This window comes from Carboxylicivirga sediminis (assembly GCF_018156225.1).
In the GTDB taxonomy this organism is placed as follows: domain Bacteria; phylum Bacteroidota; class Bacteroidia; order Bacteroidales; family Marinilabiliaceae; genus Carboxylicivirga; species Carboxylicivirga sediminis.
The window spans coordinates 154495-168637 of sequence record NZ_JAGTAR010000002.1 but is presented as its reverse complement, the minus strand read 5'-3'; the positions used below and the strand labels follow the sequence as shown (position 1 = coordinate 168637).

Below are 14143 nucleotides of genomic sequence, written 5' to 3'. Positions count from 1 at the left end.
TTAATTGTTTGTAGTGCGTTTTTCAGTGTCTAATTGGTTTCTTGATAATGGTGCTTTATGGAATCTTATATTTCTAATAATGCCATTAGGTTTTTGATTTACATCGGCAAAGAATTTATTATCATTTACACCCTGGATACTTGCAAATGACTGGGGAAAGGGTGTGCCATTAATGTCAAACAGGATGTTATCGTTAATGTCACTCTGCACAAAATCAGGTGTTCTAGGTGCTAATAACTCAGTTCCACAATCAAGAAATGATTTACCGTCCTGGACAACTTGTAATACGTTATTTGTAGCATCTTTGGTTGGATCATCGACACTTGCAGGGATACATTCTCCATCGTATTTAAGCGAAACAGATTTCATTGTATATTCAGTATCGTTATTAAAAAATGCCATAAATAATATATTGCCAAAGCCAGTGCCAGGATTGCTGATAGAAGGTCTTCCATCGCTTTGGGTAGGCTTCCCTGATTTAGGGTATGTGTCGGTTGCTGTTTGACTACCAAGCCACCTTACATAAGACACTTTTGGTGTGAGATTCATATCTCCAGTATATGACAGGTAGTACATCCTCTCAGTGAACTTTATTATAAATGAACCAGAGCTAGTAGCACTCATAATTAAGTCTCCATTTGACTCAAATCTGTAAGCATGCCCAGAACCTGACCCAAACTCAACAGTGAATAGTCCATTGTCAAAGGCTTCTTTCATATTTGTAATATTGAAAACGTACTGACCAGCTTTACCTCCACTAAATCCATTGACCATTAAATCATGAAAGACATTCTGACGACCATAGTTAGCAAGTGAGCCATTTATTAGAGTTGCATGGTTAGATTGTGTTTTTGAAAATGCGATGTGGTTAGTTGGATCTACTATAGGTTGGTCAAAATTTATAAATGATAAAGTCTTAACTTGATTACCAGCAATATCTAGCTCCTTTAATTCAAATTGTAGAAAATTGTAAATATTTCTAAGGACTCCTGCGCCTTCATTAGTAGCTCCTATTGTAAATGGACCATCCCAAATACGCATATTACCACTCATTGTTGTACTGTCGGTCAAAACATCATTGAAATAACCTTTCAATGTAGTGCCATATATTTTTACAGTTCCTTTTAGAACGGCCCCAATATTATTAATGATTGAAGCATTGGGTATTATATCAATTCGATGTGTTGCACCAGTATCGTCTGTTACACTTATTCCAATCGGGCCAGAGCTTGCGGTACGTGTTACTTGAAAACTTGAAGAACTGCTGTATTTATATTTTGCAACCACTGTTAAATTTAATTCTACTCCATCCGCACTTAGCGGTTGAATCCAAAAACTAAACTCGAAATTTGTTAAGTTGGTAAAATTGGTTTCAGTCAAACGATAGAAGCCTGCGTTGTTACCGGTATAACATGCACTATTCACACAATCAGCATTATTCTGACATTTTCCGAAGTAATCTAATAGACCACCAGTTACATCTTTAAAGGGTGGTAGTTTTATATCTTCTGCCCTGGGGATTAAAATATCTTCCAGTGTAAAGAGCCTAGCATCTTTCAGTAGCATGTAGTTATTCTCTTCACCCAGGTTGTTGTAATCCATCGCTATTGAGGCTATTGAAAACTCCAATCCACTATATAGTGTAGCAAAGTGCGAAGTGTTATTATTGTGAATCTGTCCCTGTAATAAGGTGAATTTACCTGTGATAGGTGTGGGATGGGTGTATTTGATTGCCTCGTTTGCAATATTGGATATTTTATTGCCCTTGTGACCACCAACTAAGTCATCATAAAACCTCTCATAATTTACTTTAGAACCATCCATGTCGTTTGGTATCGTTGCATCTAAAGCGTCCTTTTCGGCTTGGGTAGCTGTGGTGGTGTACCAGTTGTAAATCGTATTTGAATAGTTGTTAGCTAATCCTGCTGTACTAACTATTTCAGTAACCTTATCATTTAATGGTTTTAAGAAGTCTATTAAGTTTCTAACGACTAAGTTCATTTGTCCACCAAAAAACTCAGCATCAAATTCAAATCTTGCATTTGGAAAGTTTGGATCGGTGCTTCCCTTAACAATAGATAATCCGGAAGCTCCATAACTATCATTAGACAAATAGATCCCCTCAGGATAAGGTGTTAATATTGCTTTATTATCACCAACCACTGGGGGTATATATGCTACTCCCCATTCAGCACCAGCACCTAAACTCGGAACTCGTTTTCGTATTCTTGTAGTGTATAATACACCTAAACCATTCTGCAATGCGAATTGAGATACCTGGTGCAAATAAACAGGAGGTGCGTCATCAGCATAATAGTTTTCGGCTCGTAGGTCATAGAATTTCTTGAGAGAATAACCAACTTCATTATGCCAACTGAATATATCTTGATATTGATGTATGCTATTCATGTCCTGTTCATATGGAACTGTAATTGCATCAACGATAGTTCCATTGACACCACCGGACCATGCCTTGTATGCTATACTTCCACTACCTTCATCTGCTTTTAACCAGGTAAATAAATCACTAAAGTCATTATGGTAGAATTGAAAGATTTCCTCATTTGTGGGTGGGGTTGCCTTTGTCCATAGCTTGATATTGAAAATAGCCTTACCATAGGTGACTATGTATTTGTCAACGGAAAAAAGAGCCGCCACATCATCAATAATATTTCCATTAATATCTAATGCAGTTGCATAAGTGACCACATCATTCGTTGCAGGAATGTGTATCTCTTCAATTCCATGTCCGGTAAAATTGTAGCACCTACCCCTTTGTACAGGGCGCGGAGTTCCAGTATGGATAACATCTTCAAACTGTGTATTATTTACCTTACCTAAAACTGCTAAAGCATTATTAGCCCTGTTCTCTGCCATTATCTTTCGATGTAATTAATGTAAATAACAGAATCACTTTCATTCTCAATTCTCAGAATCCACTTGGTTTTTGGGGGGATATTAATGTTTGGATAATTGCCAGGAAAATCGTTGGTTGCATTGTCTAATGTTATTCCACCGCTGTTATCATTGAGTGTTAGTGTCAACCCTGAATTGTTGGCTGAATTATCAATGATTAGTTTATTCTTGTATTCTTCAATTGACGATATATTGCTGAATGATATAATACCAGTTATTACACCATCGGAAAAGGAATAGCGGTGTACTGCTTGTTTGCTGCAGTCGATGCTTATTGTTTGTGCATCCGATGAAATATTTGTTCCTGGATTTAATTGTCTGCGCGTTTTTATGGCAGAAAGAGCAGCATAAACACCACCGGAACTAACCGGATTCATGCTTCCCTCAATAGGATTGGCATCTACCGATATTGGCGCTTGTTTGCTGTCGGTATTTACCCAGGCATTTGTATCTGCATCCCATGTCCAAAATGTATCGGTTTCGCCAACCAGGGCAAACCAACCACTTTCGCCAACCGGTAGGTCGGTGTTTAGTTGTGCTTCTGTGGCTTTCCAACCTTTGTTTTTCTCATCAGTTCCACCAGTAGGTAAGTAACTTTTATCCGGCAGAATCTTAAAGGTATCAACCTTATTTTGAACGATGCTAACCAGGGAAACTACGTGTCCAGGATAAGCTGAACCACCGGCTATGTATGCCTCCATTGAAGCCAGGTCATAAAAGACTGAATCTTCATCTATTGGGAATGCGCCTAGTCGCTTGTATGGTTTGGGTATGGGTAATGCTTGTACTGCCATTAAATAGTCACGTTATAGGTTGCACTTGCGTTAAAGGCCACATCAGGAATGTACACGTACACTTTATAGCCAATAGCCTGGTAGCCGTTGGCCCCCTCTACATTAATGGCCAGTTTGGTAAAGGTGTCCGCTACCTCTGCATTACCTAGCTCTACATATTTCACGCTTGATAGGTCGCGCAATGTGTCAGGGTAGGCAATGATAACTCGTTTGGTTCCGGCCGGTATGTTTAGTGCGAATGTGGTTCCGTTGGCCGGATTTAATTTTTTACCCGATAAGGCGCGAATCTGCGCACTTGTTGTTGGATTGGCATTGGTTGTGTCCATGCCATAAAAAGCTTGACGAACGCCTGTGTAAATAAGGTTTTTTACCAGGCTACCGGCCAGTATTTTACCGGTTGGATCTTCCTGGCCCACATTATTGACTTTGGTAATGCCCTCGTCATAAAAGATGGTGGCCGTGTAACTGAGGTGTTGACCATCCTGCACCTGGATGTTTGCCTGGGCATAGGCTTGTAGTATGGCAGCATCTACCAGGTTAACATTAGCAGCACCGGCAGTTGATAATTGAAGCAGATAGCGATTGATTGCACCGGCATCTCGCTGTGTGAATGTGGCCGCAATGTTTGGTGCAACGTTGGTTCCGGCTTCTACACTTTGGCTCGATGGGGTTAATCCCATACTTGGAGCTGAGTAAGTAACCGGTAGTGTTTTCTGTGCGAATTTCTTTAGTATTTCCGTTAGAATGGTGTCTTTTTGAATGGTGTCACCATCATTATAACTGCCCTGGCTAACTCCGTTGAAAGTAACATCCTCACTCAACTTAATGGCTGAACTATTAAGGCTTGATACTAATTCCTCCAACTTCTCGGATGTGGCACCAATGCGGTTAATGAGCTTGCCGGCAAGTTCTGCTACCTCAATATTAAGCACAATGAAGCTCTGACCATCAGGAGTGCCTTTTACGGTAAAGACCTGGGCTTCGCCATTAAAATGGATGTTGATTGGTGTGTCCTGACTCCGGTACACAAATAGCTTATACCTGGAACCAACCATGTGTTGATATAGTGAAATGGTGAAGTCACGATCTGTATCTACACGAAACTCGCTGTACTCGTTCTTTTTGAGGTCTAACAGCACCATCCCATCGGGTTTAAGCGAAGAGAAATAATCAGGGTGGCCGTATGGATACTTGTGTGTTCCATCCGACACATAAACTTGTATCGGAGCCTCGGCCTTTTGCCCTGTATTATTTTGTATGATTCTACCCGTACTCATGTTTTACGATTCTTCGGTGGATGCTACGCTTTTGATGATTTCAACATCACCCTCGTTGGAGCCGACAAACTTTATTTGCATGGTTCCAAAGTAGGTGTAACCTGAGTGTCCAGGAAATTCACGTGCTGTATCTTTGGCAACTGTCATTAATGCTGCACCACCCTCGTAATGCAGTGTACAGTCCGATGCACCTTTATTGATGACCGTAAAACCCACACAATTGTTAACATCAAATGTGTCATTGTTTTTAGTGGCAGAATCAACTACCACTTTCATTTTGAGTAGATTCATGCTTTACTATTTCTGTGGTTCACGTTCCAGTAGGAATACAAAATCATATTCCAGGTCACTTGCCAGGTTGGCAGGAATGGCCGTTGATATTTGCACCTTATGGCCACCGGCTTTGATGTTTTGCTTTAAAAAGCGATCCTCAATCTTCATACCGGCTGCCGGTGATGAAATAAGCATGTCTTTATGCACTACTGAGATGTATTGCTTATCCTTGTCATCAAGACCAATACGGTAAGGCCCGCCACCATCTTTAGTCTCAAAGATTGCAACACCAATACAACGCTCGTAGGCTGAATTTAGAACCACTTCAGTACGCCTGGTTCCTGCGGTTATGCCAGTAGCAAAACTGATTGTTTCTGATTGGATGAAATATTCTTTTCTATTTTCCATTGTGCTTTAGTGTTTATTAAAAAAGGGTGGTGACAATCACCACCCTTTCTCAAATTAATAACCCTCTTTTATGAAAAAAACCTACTTAGCGGCAGTTTCAGTACCCATCAAGCGAACTTGTAAGTAATGCTTGTCAAGGCCGGCTACAATATCGGCACCCTGACCAAACTCAATTTGAATATCAATCGGCTTCTGCTCGATTAATACCAGTGGAGTTCCTAACTCAAGCGCATCTTCCTCGCCCTGGGTTTTGGTTGATACGGCTCCTTGTGTGAAGCGCTCAACAGGCAGCTTTAACAACGTTTTGTTGTCTTGCTTAATGATCAACTTCGCACGCTTCAAGGCTTCAGGCATAGCACCGGCCAATGAAGAGAATACGATGTCTTTAATTGGTGTGTTATCAGCTGCAACAGCCTTACCATATCCAATTTTAATTTTCTCAACAGCAACGTTTACACCTGCTTCAAGCTTGTTACTGTCAAAATCACTCTGACCAACAATCTTATCGTTGGTTGTACGCAACAAGTCGTACACACCACCGGCAGTTGTGATATCTGCGATGTGGTTAACATCTGAATCCATGAAGCGAACTTTTTGATCACGGAAATCCGCTTGCATTTGCTTGTTCATCAAGCTTTTTTTTGCGAGTAATACGCGCTGTCCTTTTGTGTAGTCTGTCTTTAACATCTGACTGCTTTTTTATTTAGTTACTTAAAAACCCACCGCACCTGGCGGTGGTATTCTTCACTTGTTTGCTTTGTTTGTGGGTGGTTACTTTAGGTTGCTTAGACTAAGTCTTGCAACTCGCCTACCCCTGAAAGGTCTTCGTACTCGTCGAACTCTTCGTCTTCAAAACCTACCAGGTCATTCAGGTCATCACCTGCCAGGCCATCAACCATGTAGGTGTTACCATTGCTGTCCTGTACAAGCTGTGGCCCATTTACACCACCTAACTCGATGATGTTGCCTTCTTCATCCTCGTACAACTCACCTAAACCATTGATGGTAGGCGTGAATTTCTGCATCATTGGCACCTTTTGAGCAACATTGCCCACAACGCCCACCACACCAACTGCGGCTAAACCATAGCCCAGGTTTTTAAGGATTGGTGATTTGCTTTTCATGGCCAGGTAAATACCCACGCCGGCAGCTCCAATTGAACCGATAGGATTAGAAGTACCATCGGACTTCTTTGTCATCTTCATGGCAGCTCCGCCGATAAATGCTCCACCGGCTACTGCTCCGATTTTTTTTAATTCTGTACTCATTTGATTTACTTGTTTGTCGGCATTAGCCGGTTAATTTTTAATCGTTAATAGTTTTGTTTCACCTGGCTTCGCACGAGGTTGACAACATCATCAACTTTCACTCTGTCACGCTGTACCGCTGCATTAATCCGCATGAAATCCATTGCAGAATAGCGCGGTGGAGCCGGCTTGACTGGTGTGAGCTTCACCTGGTTTATTTGAGAAATTGGAGCCTTGTCAATTCGCTGAGTTGGCTTAACCTTGTTAGCGCGTTTGGCTAACCTGGTATTCATGCTGTTCAGCTTCTTTTGAAGTTTGCGCTGTTTGCGCCTTTTACTGGCTTTGTCAATGGCCTTAATGCCTTCTTCTGCTACGGTGAGTGCAGCTTTGGCCGCCCATCCAACGCCTGGGATAAAAGTCAGCGCGGTATTGACTATCGGCAGGGCTGTTTTAACCACCTTAACGGCTACTTTGCCTACCTTTTTAGCCACTTTTGCAATGCCTTTACCAAACTTCTTAATGCCTCGTTTAAACTTCTTTCCAATGCGTCTTAACCATCCATCCAATGCGCCCAGGCTGCCGATTTGATGCACACGCTCATACAAGTATGTGCCATCAGTGAAGATGGAAGCCAGGCTTCCAACGGCATCAGGAGCATAGTAGATGGTTGTTGTCATTGGCTAGGCAGATTTTGATTTAATCAACATCATGCCGCCCAGGAGTAAGCCTCCTACCATGAGCATTGACATTGGGTTGTTTAATGAGAATCCAGCCTGCTTTTGATTCATGTTGTACATGGTCTCAAGCATATCCGCTTTATTTTCTGCGGCCATTACTTTTGCTTCGGCTGTTTGTGCTTTAGCAGCATCAGTGGCCATTAAGCGCGTTTCCAGTGGGCTAACTCCTTTGTTAGCTGCGGCAGATGCTTGTGCCTTGGCATCAATCAACTGTGCAACCATTGTGTTATCCGGCAGCAATGACCTGGTTAAATTCAGGATTGAATCAACGCCCATAGAGTTATCCATGTTCTTGGCAATGTCAATCATGTCTTTAGGTGATACACTTGCATCGGAACCGGCAGGAGTGCCAATTGGTGTTAATGATTTTGGTGCAGAAACGGATACCGGAGATAAACCTTGTGAGGCCATTGGTGACATGGCTTCCTGGTTGCGATCTTTCTTTGAAAACAGTTTGAAGATACCGCGCTTAGAACCATCCTTTTTGTGAACGATGCGCTTAACGGCTTTCTTACCAATTTTCTTGATGGATTTACCAACTGTTTTAACGGCTCCCCAAATCTTTCTAAGGAATCCCAGGTCGCCTAAACCTTGTAAACCGTTCAGGCCATTCATGCCAGGAACATTCACACGGTCGTAATAGTCGATACCATCAAAGAAGATGACGTTTGTTTCCGGTGTTTCTGCGGCTTCCTCTGAATAATAGAGGTTGTCAATAGCGTTGCCTTGCAGTCCATTCAAGGATGCAGAGGGCACGCCATTGAGGTATTTGATCGGTTGCATAAATAAATCGTATTTGCCAGTGAAAGGATGCTCTTCGTTGAATGTGTCCAGTACAGGATCTACCGTGTAGTAATCGCGTGATAATCCGGTTCTCTTACCATTTTTAGGCACTACCACATACACATGTTGGAAGTATGGCTTACCTCCAATTTTCACCATGCGCAATGCAAATGGAATGTTCAGATTACTCAGAATTGAACCAATGAGAATAGAGTAACAATCGCAATCAACACCCGATTGACGGTCTGCCCATGCTCTTATGGGCCGCCTTAGTTCCTCGTTTTGTGGATCATCAGGTTTGTACTGGATGTGGTCAAATACAAAGGAGAAGATGTTTGATAGTGTCGTGCCTAAATCACGTCCTTTCAATACTGGGGCAATGGCTTTGGTATCAGCCAGGGTATTCTTGATAATATCAGCCATAAAGCCAATAGTATCGTTGGTACTTCCGGAATAAGTCAGATACTTATAATCCATCTTAGGAAGCGCAAAATACTTGTCGTATCTGCTGCCATCCTTTAGGGTGCGTTTTCCACTGGCCACAACACCCAAGCCGTTTAGGTACTTAATTGGGTTCATAGCGTGAAAAGTTTTGATTGATAGTAAAGGTCTGACCGTTTACAGTGGCAGTAAGCACTACTTTATACTCCGCCCTGGTGTCGCTAAGCATGGCGTAGTTGTAAAGCAGATTCTTTAAAGGAGCCACAATGCGCATATCGGGAATGCGCGTTGTGTCCTTTGGAGCTATTGATACTGTACTCGGGAAAGTCGTGGTTGCCAGGGGAGAGGGGGAACCGTTTTTCATGTAAAACAATTCGGCTCTAATGTTCTCAGCCTTGGCCGTGATTGATGATAGGTTTATTAAATCAAGGGTTATGCGAACATCGACACCTTTAAAATCAAGCTTGTGAATCTTTAGGCCCGATAGTCGGACTGAAAAATTCTCCTTGATAAAGGCTTTGGTAGCATTCTTAAACTTGTCTTTAAATGCCTGGTAACCGAAGTAACCAAGTCCTGCAACCGCCAATGATGTAACGAATAACTTTTGCATGAAACAAAGGTGCAGCCGCGTAAAATGTCACTTTCGGTTTGCTTCCGTTTGCTTCCTCATTTTTCATTATTTGGTCGTTTTGCGCATTTTTAGGGGGTTTTCTTCCGTTTTAGGGGGTTTTCTACTGGTAAGGTTTATTGAATATAATTTTTTACTACCTTTAGGCCGGTGATTGATTGGTTGCACTTCTAAAAATGTAGTGCAATGAACAACAATGGGATAAACTGCGATAACCTGGATTTAAAAGCCAAGTCGAAGAAGCAATTAGCATTGGAATACGGGGTTTCAGTAAAGACACTTACTACGTGGATGAAAAGTAAAGGGTTGGAGACTGGCTACCGGAAGATATTGCATTCGGCAGAAGTGCGCAAAGTGTATAATAGCTTTGGTATTCCGCGCGAAAATGTGCCTTTTAAAAGTGTTATGCGGTGATTTAAATATATAAAAGGAGCAACCAAACCTGGCCGCTCCTTTTTATATATCAACTTGTAGGTTGATTAGGCTAATCGTCATTGTTTTGTAATTCACTAATAGCATTGGTAAGGTTTTCAAGTAAATCACCAAAACCACCCATTTGCTCATCATGTATATCACCGTTTGCCACAAACAAGTCATTTCTTCGCTCTATTTCTAATATTTCACGTGCTTTTAAGGCCGTTTCTAATGATACACCTGTATTTTGCGCAACTTCATTTATTTCTTCAATGAATGTTTCGAGTCGATTCTCATCAATTTTACTGTAGTTTCTAGGTGGTTGTTGTTGTAATGTTCCCATGTTGTTGTTTTTAGATTTGATTCTTTATTTTAAGTTTTGATAGTCTTTCAATCTTTTTAAAGTACTCAATAAAATAGTTATCTCTTTTTTTTGAGGGTTTATTGTTCATTGGATTTGTTTCATCATTATAAAGAAAAAATCGCCATATCTCACCGTTCTCTTTTCTATCAATAACTTGAGCAATATTTTCAATAATTTTTTCTGTAAGTCCTTTATAGGCTGTATGGATAGGTAATTGATTAAATGGTTGACTGTCTAGAACTCCTAAACTATCTCTTAGGTTAGTGTGACTATCATTAAATCCAAGAGGTAAATACTCCCTGTTAAAAGCCATCCATTGACCATTTTTATTTTTATATAGGCCATACGGTAAGTTAATTCTAAAAAAATCTGATAACATTTTATAAATAGATTAAGTTGTTAATAACTATGTGAGTTAATATTGAGGAAGTTACGATTGTTGTTTGCTGTTGATTGTGTCATAATTTAAAGTTAAACTTATTATTCTAATTTCACCCATATAACCGCGCCTTTGGGATGGTTGTATGGTATTGGTTTGTCATATCGTTTGGCTCCCTCAAGTATCCAGGCATACTTCCATTTGTCCAGGAGCGACAAGTCATCAACCTGGTGAAATCTCCTAAAAAAGTCAGTTTTGGGAATTTCGTATTCGACACATCCTTTTAAGATGGCCTCTCCAACAATTAAACCGGAACCGGATTCGATTAGTCCAATCCGGCCGGTAATATTGGTTTTGGTTGTGCGCATTTCCCACACTTTACCATTGTCGAAGATTTTGTCCAGGTGAATCTTTTTTATAATCAATGCTCTGTCAATTTTCATAGCTTAGTTTTATGGTGCCCAAGTCCAATGACAATAATAACAACGGTAATTGCCTGGTAACGTTGTTTCATAAATGTCATCGTCACCACAATTTGGACACCAGGTAGGTTTAATTTTATATTGCTTAATCATTTCTTCCATGAGAACATCCAGGGCATTCACATTTGCCGTGGTGGTTACACCTAATGCAATAATGCAAAGTTGTTGCTTTTCTATCCTGGCATGATCGCGTCCATGATTTTGCACCCAATCCGTTAAATATGCGCTTATTTTTGTCAGTGCTGCACCATCTCCATCGGCAGCTTGTTTGAGTATTTCTCTTTGATTTTCTAAAGTCTTCATAGCTGTTAGTTTGCAGTTGCTAATAGTTGCCTTTCGCTCTCTGTGCGGTTATCTGCATTCTTTTTGCGGATGCGGCCAATCTCGTGTTTGAGGTAGATTGGCTCCATTAGGTCTAACTTACTTTGCGCTATTGTGAAGTTACTTTGTAGTTGCTCGTTCTTACTTTCTAATGTTGAGCGCTCATTTATCAGGCCATCAACGTGACGTTGCGCGTCGGTCAACTTACTTTTGGTCGCCTCCAACTCTTTACCAAGTGAGTTGGCCCTGGCTATTTGGTAGGCCAGTTGCTTGCTTTCTTTGGTTTCACCTTGCCGGTATTCTATAAGGCCCAGGCTGTACATGATAATTCCTGCAAACAGGGCCATGAATATGGTCATGAAAATGCGCATATCAGGGTGTATATCCAGGTTAAAACCTAAAAACACCAGGGCGGCATCGAATACCGGAAAGGCTACCTTTTGCCATTTGAGGTGGCTTTGCTGCATAATGATGATGGTAACGATACTAAATGCGATGGCTCCAACAATGGCAAATGCCTGGTGAATGCTTCCCTGGTTGTTAGCCAGGTGAAGCAAGCTTTTACTGTTGATGTAGCTCAGTTCCGCTATCATGCCTAGTAATGCCAGGTTCGTTAAAAAGGTTTGTAGTTTCTTATTCATCGGATCAGGTTCAGTTATTTTTTTATTCCGGCAAAGTAGCCCAGGAAAAAGATATCTTCCGGTGTAATTCCGGCATCGGTTTTAGCAACAATTTTCACAAGGCTGTAACGCTCTTCGTGTTTAACGCCTCCTAGCTCAAAACTTCTATGTGCATGTATAATGCCATTGCATTGCGCTTCGATGGTGGAAGCTGTTTCTTTATCGGTAGTGATTATAAAGTGCTTTTTCATAGGTTTATTTAAAATATTGTTGCTGAATAAAACTCTAATACTGACACATTAAGTGCTTTTACAATCTTCTCTAATGTCTGAATCGAAAAATTACGTTTCCCGCACTCGATGTCTGACATGTATTTGGTGTCAAGATTAGCTTCAAAAGCTAAAGCTTCCTGACTTAATCCCTTTTGAGACCTCAAGTTCTTAATGCGTTTAGCGTGTTTCTCTTTTATATTCATAGGTCTATTGTTTAAGTTTCAGTTGTCCATGCTGCATATCAATCACCATTTTAGTAAGTTCGATGCGAACCGGCTTACTGGTGGATAAAGACTTTAAATGCGCTGTGCCCTCGTTTATCCTGGTAACATAGAATGTGTCAGCTATGGCCCCATCCATGTAGAGCGATTCGTATGTTTGTCCTGGCTGTATAGATTCTGTTTTCATAAATTACAATTCAACAGGGTCGAAACCCATTAAACATTGATATTGATAGATTAAGTGTTTTACTTCATCAACTTTGCGCGAATACTCTAAAAAAATATTGTTCAACCCTTTGTGGTTTTGGGTATCCATTCGTTCCAGGTTTTCTAAGCTAATGGTGTAATATGAATACAAAGCAGATAAGGTGGAGTATATGCTATCATTACTACCTTGCATGGCCATTGTTTTATCATCTATTTTTTTAAGTTCCATACTATTTACTATTTGCGCGAAAAGCGCGGTTTCTACATTTGTCGGAGCAATACTCTTGCCTGGCATTACCAGGTATAAATTCTTCCTGGCATTGTTCACATGTTTTGGTGTTGAAAAGCTTCGGAGCTTCGCGCTCCAGGATGTCTGATTGAGGTATTTTGAAATACTTTGCAACGTTGTTTAATTCTTTTAACGTTGCACCACACCGCCCAAAAATGATTGCTTCTACACGTTGGGAAGTAATCCCAACGCTAGTGTAGAAGTCATCTGACAACTCGTTATTTTGCGCTTTTTCAGCTAAAAAGGGTCTGAGTTTTGATACCATTATTCCTGCTCTTCGTTGGTTTCTTCTTCCGGTTCCGATGCTTCCAGGATAGCCGGTTCTGCATCCAGGTAGTGAATGATGTTACTGGCCACTGCATCTGTATTAGGATTCATTGGGTTGGTGAGTTTCGCCAGTTTTGCGGCTGTTGTATAGATGTGAGAAAACAAACCAGGAACCTCAAATAGTTCGCTTTCTTCGCATATTTTATCGAATTGCTCTTTGATTTTATTGCTCATTGTTATCGTTTGAAAGGTTATTAAAGTAGGGGGAGAAGCTCCCCCTGATAGATTTGTGTAAGGTGATTGATAGGTTGACTTTTACTGTTCTTCTTCCTCGTTAACGTTCTCATCCAGTTTCTCAACACTCTCGTTCAACTCTATCACCATATCAATCGCCACTTTCGTTCTGCTCTCTAGGTTGGCAAATGTGCCTCCTGGGTCTTTTTCGATCATTGCTCCTACTGTTTCAGCAGTAGATGATGCAGCAGTTAGTACTACTTCTGTGTCTTCATCACCAACACGCTCTTGAATCTGTTTGGCAATAACTGTAGCAACATTAATTGAGCGCTTAATTACTGCATCTTTATTATTCAGACTGCTCTGAATGTCTTCGCCTTTAATCACAAACGGCATTAGCTGATTGGCCATCATGCCAATCAAAAAGTGTTGTCCTACATTTTCGGTTTTTTGTTCCATTTCAATGAAATTTTAATGAATAATAGATTAATATATATCTAGTAACTACTAGGAAATTTGTATATTTGAGCTGCATTAAATCAGGGGTGGTTACTACCTGGTTCAAAAGC

23 protein-coding genes are annotated in these 14143 nt (G+C 40.8%); 1 reads left to right on the top strand and 22 read right to left on the bottom strand.

Features of this window, described 5'->3' with window-relative positions; genetic code table 11:
- The 10 genes from KDU71_RS02545 to KDU71_RS02500 all read right to left on the bottom strand — a co-directional run bounded on the left by KDU71_RS02545 (position 1) and on the right by KDU71_RS02500 (position 9486).
- Positions 1–2877 carry a hypothetical protein gene (locus KDU71_RS02545; RefSeq protein ID WP_212188328.1) on the bottom strand — a complete coding sequence of 959 codons (2877 nt, stop codon included), beginning with the start codon at positions 2875–2877 and terminating at the stop codon, positions 1–3.
- Positions 2877–3710, bottom strand: a complete 834-nt coding sequence (locus KDU71_RS02540; protein ID WP_212188327.1) for a hypothetical protein — start codon at positions 3708–3710, stop codon at positions 2877–2879. Before KDU71_RS02540 ends, KDU71_RS02545 begins: the two co-directional genes overlap by 1 nt.
- Entirely contained in the window at positions 3710–4987 is a 1278-nt protein-coding gene (locus KDU71_RS02535; RefSeq protein ID WP_212188326.1) for a hypothetical protein, read from the bottom strand. Before KDU71_RS02535 ends, KDU71_RS02540 begins: the two co-directional genes overlap by 1 nt.
- A gap of 3 nt (positions 4988–4990) precedes the next feature.
- Positions 4991–5278, bottom strand: a complete 288-nt coding sequence (locus tag KDU71_RS02530) for a hypothetical protein (RefSeq protein ID WP_212188325.1) — start codon at positions 5276–5278, stop codon at positions 4991–4993.
- 6 nt (positions 5279–5284) lie between these two features.
- The gene (locus tag KDU71_RS02525) at positions 5285–5668 is read right to left on the bottom strand and encodes a hypothetical protein (protein ID WP_212188324.1); all 384 of its coding nucleotides are present in this window, start codon (positions 5666–5668) and stop codon (positions 5285–5287) included.
- An 81-nt stretch (positions 5669–5749) separates the two neighbouring features.
- Complete coding sequence (locus KDU71_RS02520; RefSeq protein WP_212188323.1) at positions 5750–6298, bottom strand: hypothetical protein; 549 nt, start codon at positions 6296–6298, stop codon at positions 5750–5752.
- A gap of 155 nt (positions 6299–6453) precedes the next feature.
- Positions 6454–6936, bottom strand: coding sequence for a hypothetical protein (locus tag KDU71_RS02515; protein ID WP_212188322.1), 483 nt, complete (start codon positions 6934–6936; stop codon positions 6454–6456).
- 44 nt (positions 6937–6980) lie between these two features.
- A complete protein-coding gene (locus KDU71_RS02510; protein WP_212188321.1) occupies positions 6981–7592 on the bottom strand; it encodes a hypothetical protein in 612 nt (203 codons plus the stop codon).
- 3 nt (positions 7593–7595) lie between these two features.
- Positions 7596–9014: a hypothetical protein gene (locus KDU71_RS02505; protein ID WP_212188320.1), complete on the bottom strand. Its 1419-nt coding sequence runs from the start codon at positions 9012–9014 to the stop codon at positions 7596–7598.
- The gene (locus KDU71_RS02500) at positions 9001–9486 is read right to left on the bottom strand and encodes a hypothetical protein (protein ID WP_212188319.1); all 486 of its coding nucleotides are present in this window, start codon (positions 9484–9486) and stop codon (positions 9001–9003) included. Before KDU71_RS02500 ends, KDU71_RS02505 begins: the two co-directional genes overlap by 14 nt.
- Positions 9487–9690: 204 nt before the next feature.
- On the opposite strand from KDU71_RS02500, the gene KDU71_RS02495 reads away from it, so the two are divergent.
- Entirely contained in the window at positions 9691–9918 is a 228-nt protein-coding gene (locus tag KDU71_RS02495) for a hypothetical protein (RefSeq protein ID WP_212188318.1), read from the top strand.
- 70 nt (positions 9919–9988) lie between these two features.
- Here KDU71_RS02495 and KDU71_RS02490 read toward each other — a convergent pair whose 3' ends face one another.
- The 12 genes from KDU71_RS02490 to KDU71_RS02435 all read right to left on the bottom strand — a co-directional run bounded on the left by KDU71_RS02490 (position 9989) and on the right by KDU71_RS02435 (position 14033).
- A complete protein-coding gene (locus tag KDU71_RS02490; RefSeq protein WP_212188317.1) occupies positions 9989–10261 on the bottom strand; it encodes a hypothetical protein in 273 nt (90 codons plus the stop codon).
- Between the two features lie 10 nt (positions 10262–10271).
- Positions 10272–10661: a hypothetical protein gene (locus KDU71_RS02485; protein WP_212188316.1), complete on the bottom strand. Its 390-nt coding sequence runs from the start codon at positions 10659–10661 to the stop codon at positions 10272–10274.
- A gap of 101 nt (positions 10662–10762) precedes the next feature.
- Positions 10763–11104, bottom strand: coding sequence for a hypothetical protein (locus KDU71_RS02480; protein ID WP_212188315.1), 342 nt, complete (start codon positions 11102–11104; stop codon positions 10763–10765).
- Positions 11105–11113: 9 nt separating this feature from the next.
- Positions 11114–11446 carry a hypothetical protein gene (locus tag KDU71_RS02475; protein ID WP_212188314.1) on the bottom strand — a complete coding sequence of 111 codons (333 nt, stop codon included), beginning with the start codon at positions 11444–11446 and terminating at the stop codon, positions 11114–11116.
- Positions 11447–11451: 5 nt separating this feature from the next.
- Positions 11452–12105, bottom strand: a complete 654-nt coding sequence (locus KDU71_RS02470; RefSeq protein WP_212188313.1) for a hypothetical protein — start codon at positions 12103–12105, stop codon at positions 11452–11454.
- Between the two features lie 14 nt (positions 12106–12119).
- Positions 12120–12335: a hypothetical protein gene (locus tag KDU71_RS02465; RefSeq protein WP_212188312.1), complete on the bottom strand. Its 216-nt coding sequence runs from the start codon at positions 12333–12335 to the stop codon at positions 12120–12122.
- An 8-nt stretch (positions 12336–12343) separates the two neighbouring features.
- Positions 12344–12559: a helix-turn-helix domain-containing protein gene (locus KDU71_RS02460; protein WP_212188311.1), complete on the bottom strand. Its 216-nt coding sequence runs from the start codon at positions 12557–12559 to the stop codon at positions 12344–12346.
- 4 nt (positions 12560–12563) lie between these two features.
- Positions 12564–12764, bottom strand: a complete 201-nt coding sequence (locus KDU71_RS02455) for a hypothetical protein (protein WP_212188310.1) — start codon at positions 12762–12764, stop codon at positions 12564–12566.
- Between the two features lie 3 nt (positions 12765–12767).
- Complete coding sequence (locus tag KDU71_RS02450) at positions 12768–13013, bottom strand: hypothetical protein (RefSeq protein WP_212188309.1); 246 nt, start codon at positions 13011–13013, stop codon at positions 12768–12770.
- Position 13014: 1 nt separating this feature from the next.
- Complete coding sequence (locus KDU71_RS02445) at positions 13015–13338, bottom strand: hypothetical protein (protein WP_212188308.1); 324 nt, start codon at positions 13336–13338, stop codon at positions 13015–13017.
- Positions 13338–13574 carry a hypothetical protein gene (locus tag KDU71_RS02440; RefSeq protein ID WP_212188307.1) on the bottom strand — a complete coding sequence of 79 codons (237 nt, stop codon included), beginning with the start codon at positions 13572–13574 and terminating at the stop codon, positions 13338–13340. Before KDU71_RS02440 ends, KDU71_RS02445 begins: the two co-directional genes overlap by 1 nt.
- Positions 13575–13655: 81 nt before the next feature.
- Positions 13656–14033: a hypothetical protein gene (locus KDU71_RS02435; RefSeq protein WP_212188306.1), complete on the bottom strand. Its 378-nt coding sequence runs from the start codon at positions 14031–14033 to the stop codon at positions 13656–13658.
- Between the last annotated feature and the right edge of the window lie 110 nt (positions 14034–14143).

What these genes read in the sequence shown, in the direction of transcription:
- KDU71_RS02545 (WP_212188328.1), bottom strand. Translation starts at nt 2,877, where the DNA reads ATGGCAGAGAACAGGGCTAATAATGCTTTAGCAGTTTTAGGTAAGGTA.
- KDU71_RS02540 (WP_212188327.1), bottom strand. Translation starts at nt 3,710, where the DNA reads ATGGCAGTACAAGCATTACCCATACCCAAACCATACAAGCGACTAGGC.
- KDU71_RS02535 (WP_212188326.1), bottom strand. Translation starts at nt 4,987, where the DNA reads ATGAGTACGGGTAGAATCATACAAAATAATACAGGGCAAAAGGCCGAG.
- KDU71_RS02530 (WP_212188325.1), bottom strand. Translation starts at nt 5,278, where the DNA reads ATGAATCTACTCAAAATGAAAGTGGTAGTTGATTCTGCCACTAAAAAC.
- KDU71_RS02525 (WP_212188324.1), bottom strand. Translation starts at nt 5,668, where the DNA reads ATGGAAAATAGAAAAGAATATTTCATCCAATCAGAAACAATCAGTTTT.
- KDU71_RS02520 (WP_212188323.1), bottom strand. Translation starts at nt 6,298, where the DNA reads ATGAACAAGCAAATGCAAGCGGATTTCCGTGATCAAAAAGTTCGCTTC.
- KDU71_RS02515 (WP_212188322.1), bottom strand. Translation starts at nt 6,936, where the DNA reads ATGAGTACAGAATTAAAAAAAATCGGAGCAGTAGCCGGTGGAGCATTT.
- KDU71_RS02510 (WP_212188321.1), bottom strand. Translation starts at nt 7,592, where the DNA reads ATGACAACAACCATCTACTATGCTCCTGATGCCGTTGGAAGCCTGGCT.
- KDU71_RS02505 (WP_212188320.1), bottom strand. Translation starts at nt 9,014, where the DNA reads ATGAACCCAATTAAGTACCTAAACGGCTTGGGTGTTGTGGCCAGTGGA.
- KDU71_RS02500 (WP_212188319.1), bottom strand. Translation starts at nt 9,486, where the DNA reads ATGCAAAAGTTATTCGTTACATCATTGGCGGTTGCAGGACTTGGTTAC.
- KDU71_RS02495 (WP_212188318.1), top strand. Translation starts at nt 9,691, where the DNA reads ATGAACAACAATGGGATAAACTGCGATAACCTGGATTTAAAAGCCAAG.
- KDU71_RS02490 (WP_212188317.1), bottom strand. Translation starts at nt 10,261, where the DNA reads ATGGGAACATTACAACAACAACCACCTAGAAACTACAGTAAAATTGAT.
- KDU71_RS02485 (WP_212188316.1), bottom strand. Translation starts at nt 10,661, where the DNA reads ATGTTATCAGATTTTTTTAGAATTAACTTACCGTATGGCCTATATAAA.
- KDU71_RS02480 (WP_212188315.1), bottom strand. Translation starts at nt 11,104, where the DNA reads ATGAAAATTGACAGAGCATTGATTATAAAAAAGATTCACCTGGACAAA.
- KDU71_RS02475 (WP_212188314.1), bottom strand. Translation starts at nt 11,446, where the DNA reads ATGAAGACTTTAGAAAATCAAAGAGAAATACTCAAACAAGCTGCCGAT.
- KDU71_RS02470 (WP_212188313.1), bottom strand. Translation starts at nt 12,105, where the DNA reads ATGAATAAGAAACTACAAACCTTTTTAACGAACCTGGCATTACTAGGC.
- KDU71_RS02465 (WP_212188312.1), bottom strand. Translation starts at nt 12,335, where the DNA reads ATGAAAAAGCACTTTATAATCACTACCGATAAAGAAACAGCTTCCACC.
- KDU71_RS02460 (WP_212188311.1), bottom strand. Translation starts at nt 12,559, where the DNA reads ATGAATATAAAAGAGAAACACGCTAAACGCATTAAGAACTTGAGGTCT.
- KDU71_RS02455 (WP_212188310.1), bottom strand. Translation starts at nt 12,764, where the DNA reads ATGAAAACAGAATCTATACAGCCAGGACAAACATACGAATCGCTCTAC.
- KDU71_RS02450 (WP_212188309.1), bottom strand. Translation starts at nt 13,013, where the DNA reads ATGGAACTTAAAAAAATAGATGATAAAACAATGGCCATGCAAGGTAGT.
- KDU71_RS02445 (WP_212188308.1), bottom strand. Translation starts at nt 13,338, where the DNA reads ATGGTATCAAAACTCAGACCCTTTTTAGCTGAAAAAGCGCAAAATAAC.
- KDU71_RS02440 (WP_212188307.1), bottom strand. Translation starts at nt 13,574, where the DNA reads ATGAGCAATAAAATCAAAGAGCAATTCGATAAAATATGCGAAGAAAGC.
- KDU71_RS02435 (WP_212188306.1), bottom strand. Translation starts at nt 14,033, where the DNA reads ATGGAACAAAAAACCGAAAATGTAGGACAACACTTTTTGATTGGCATG.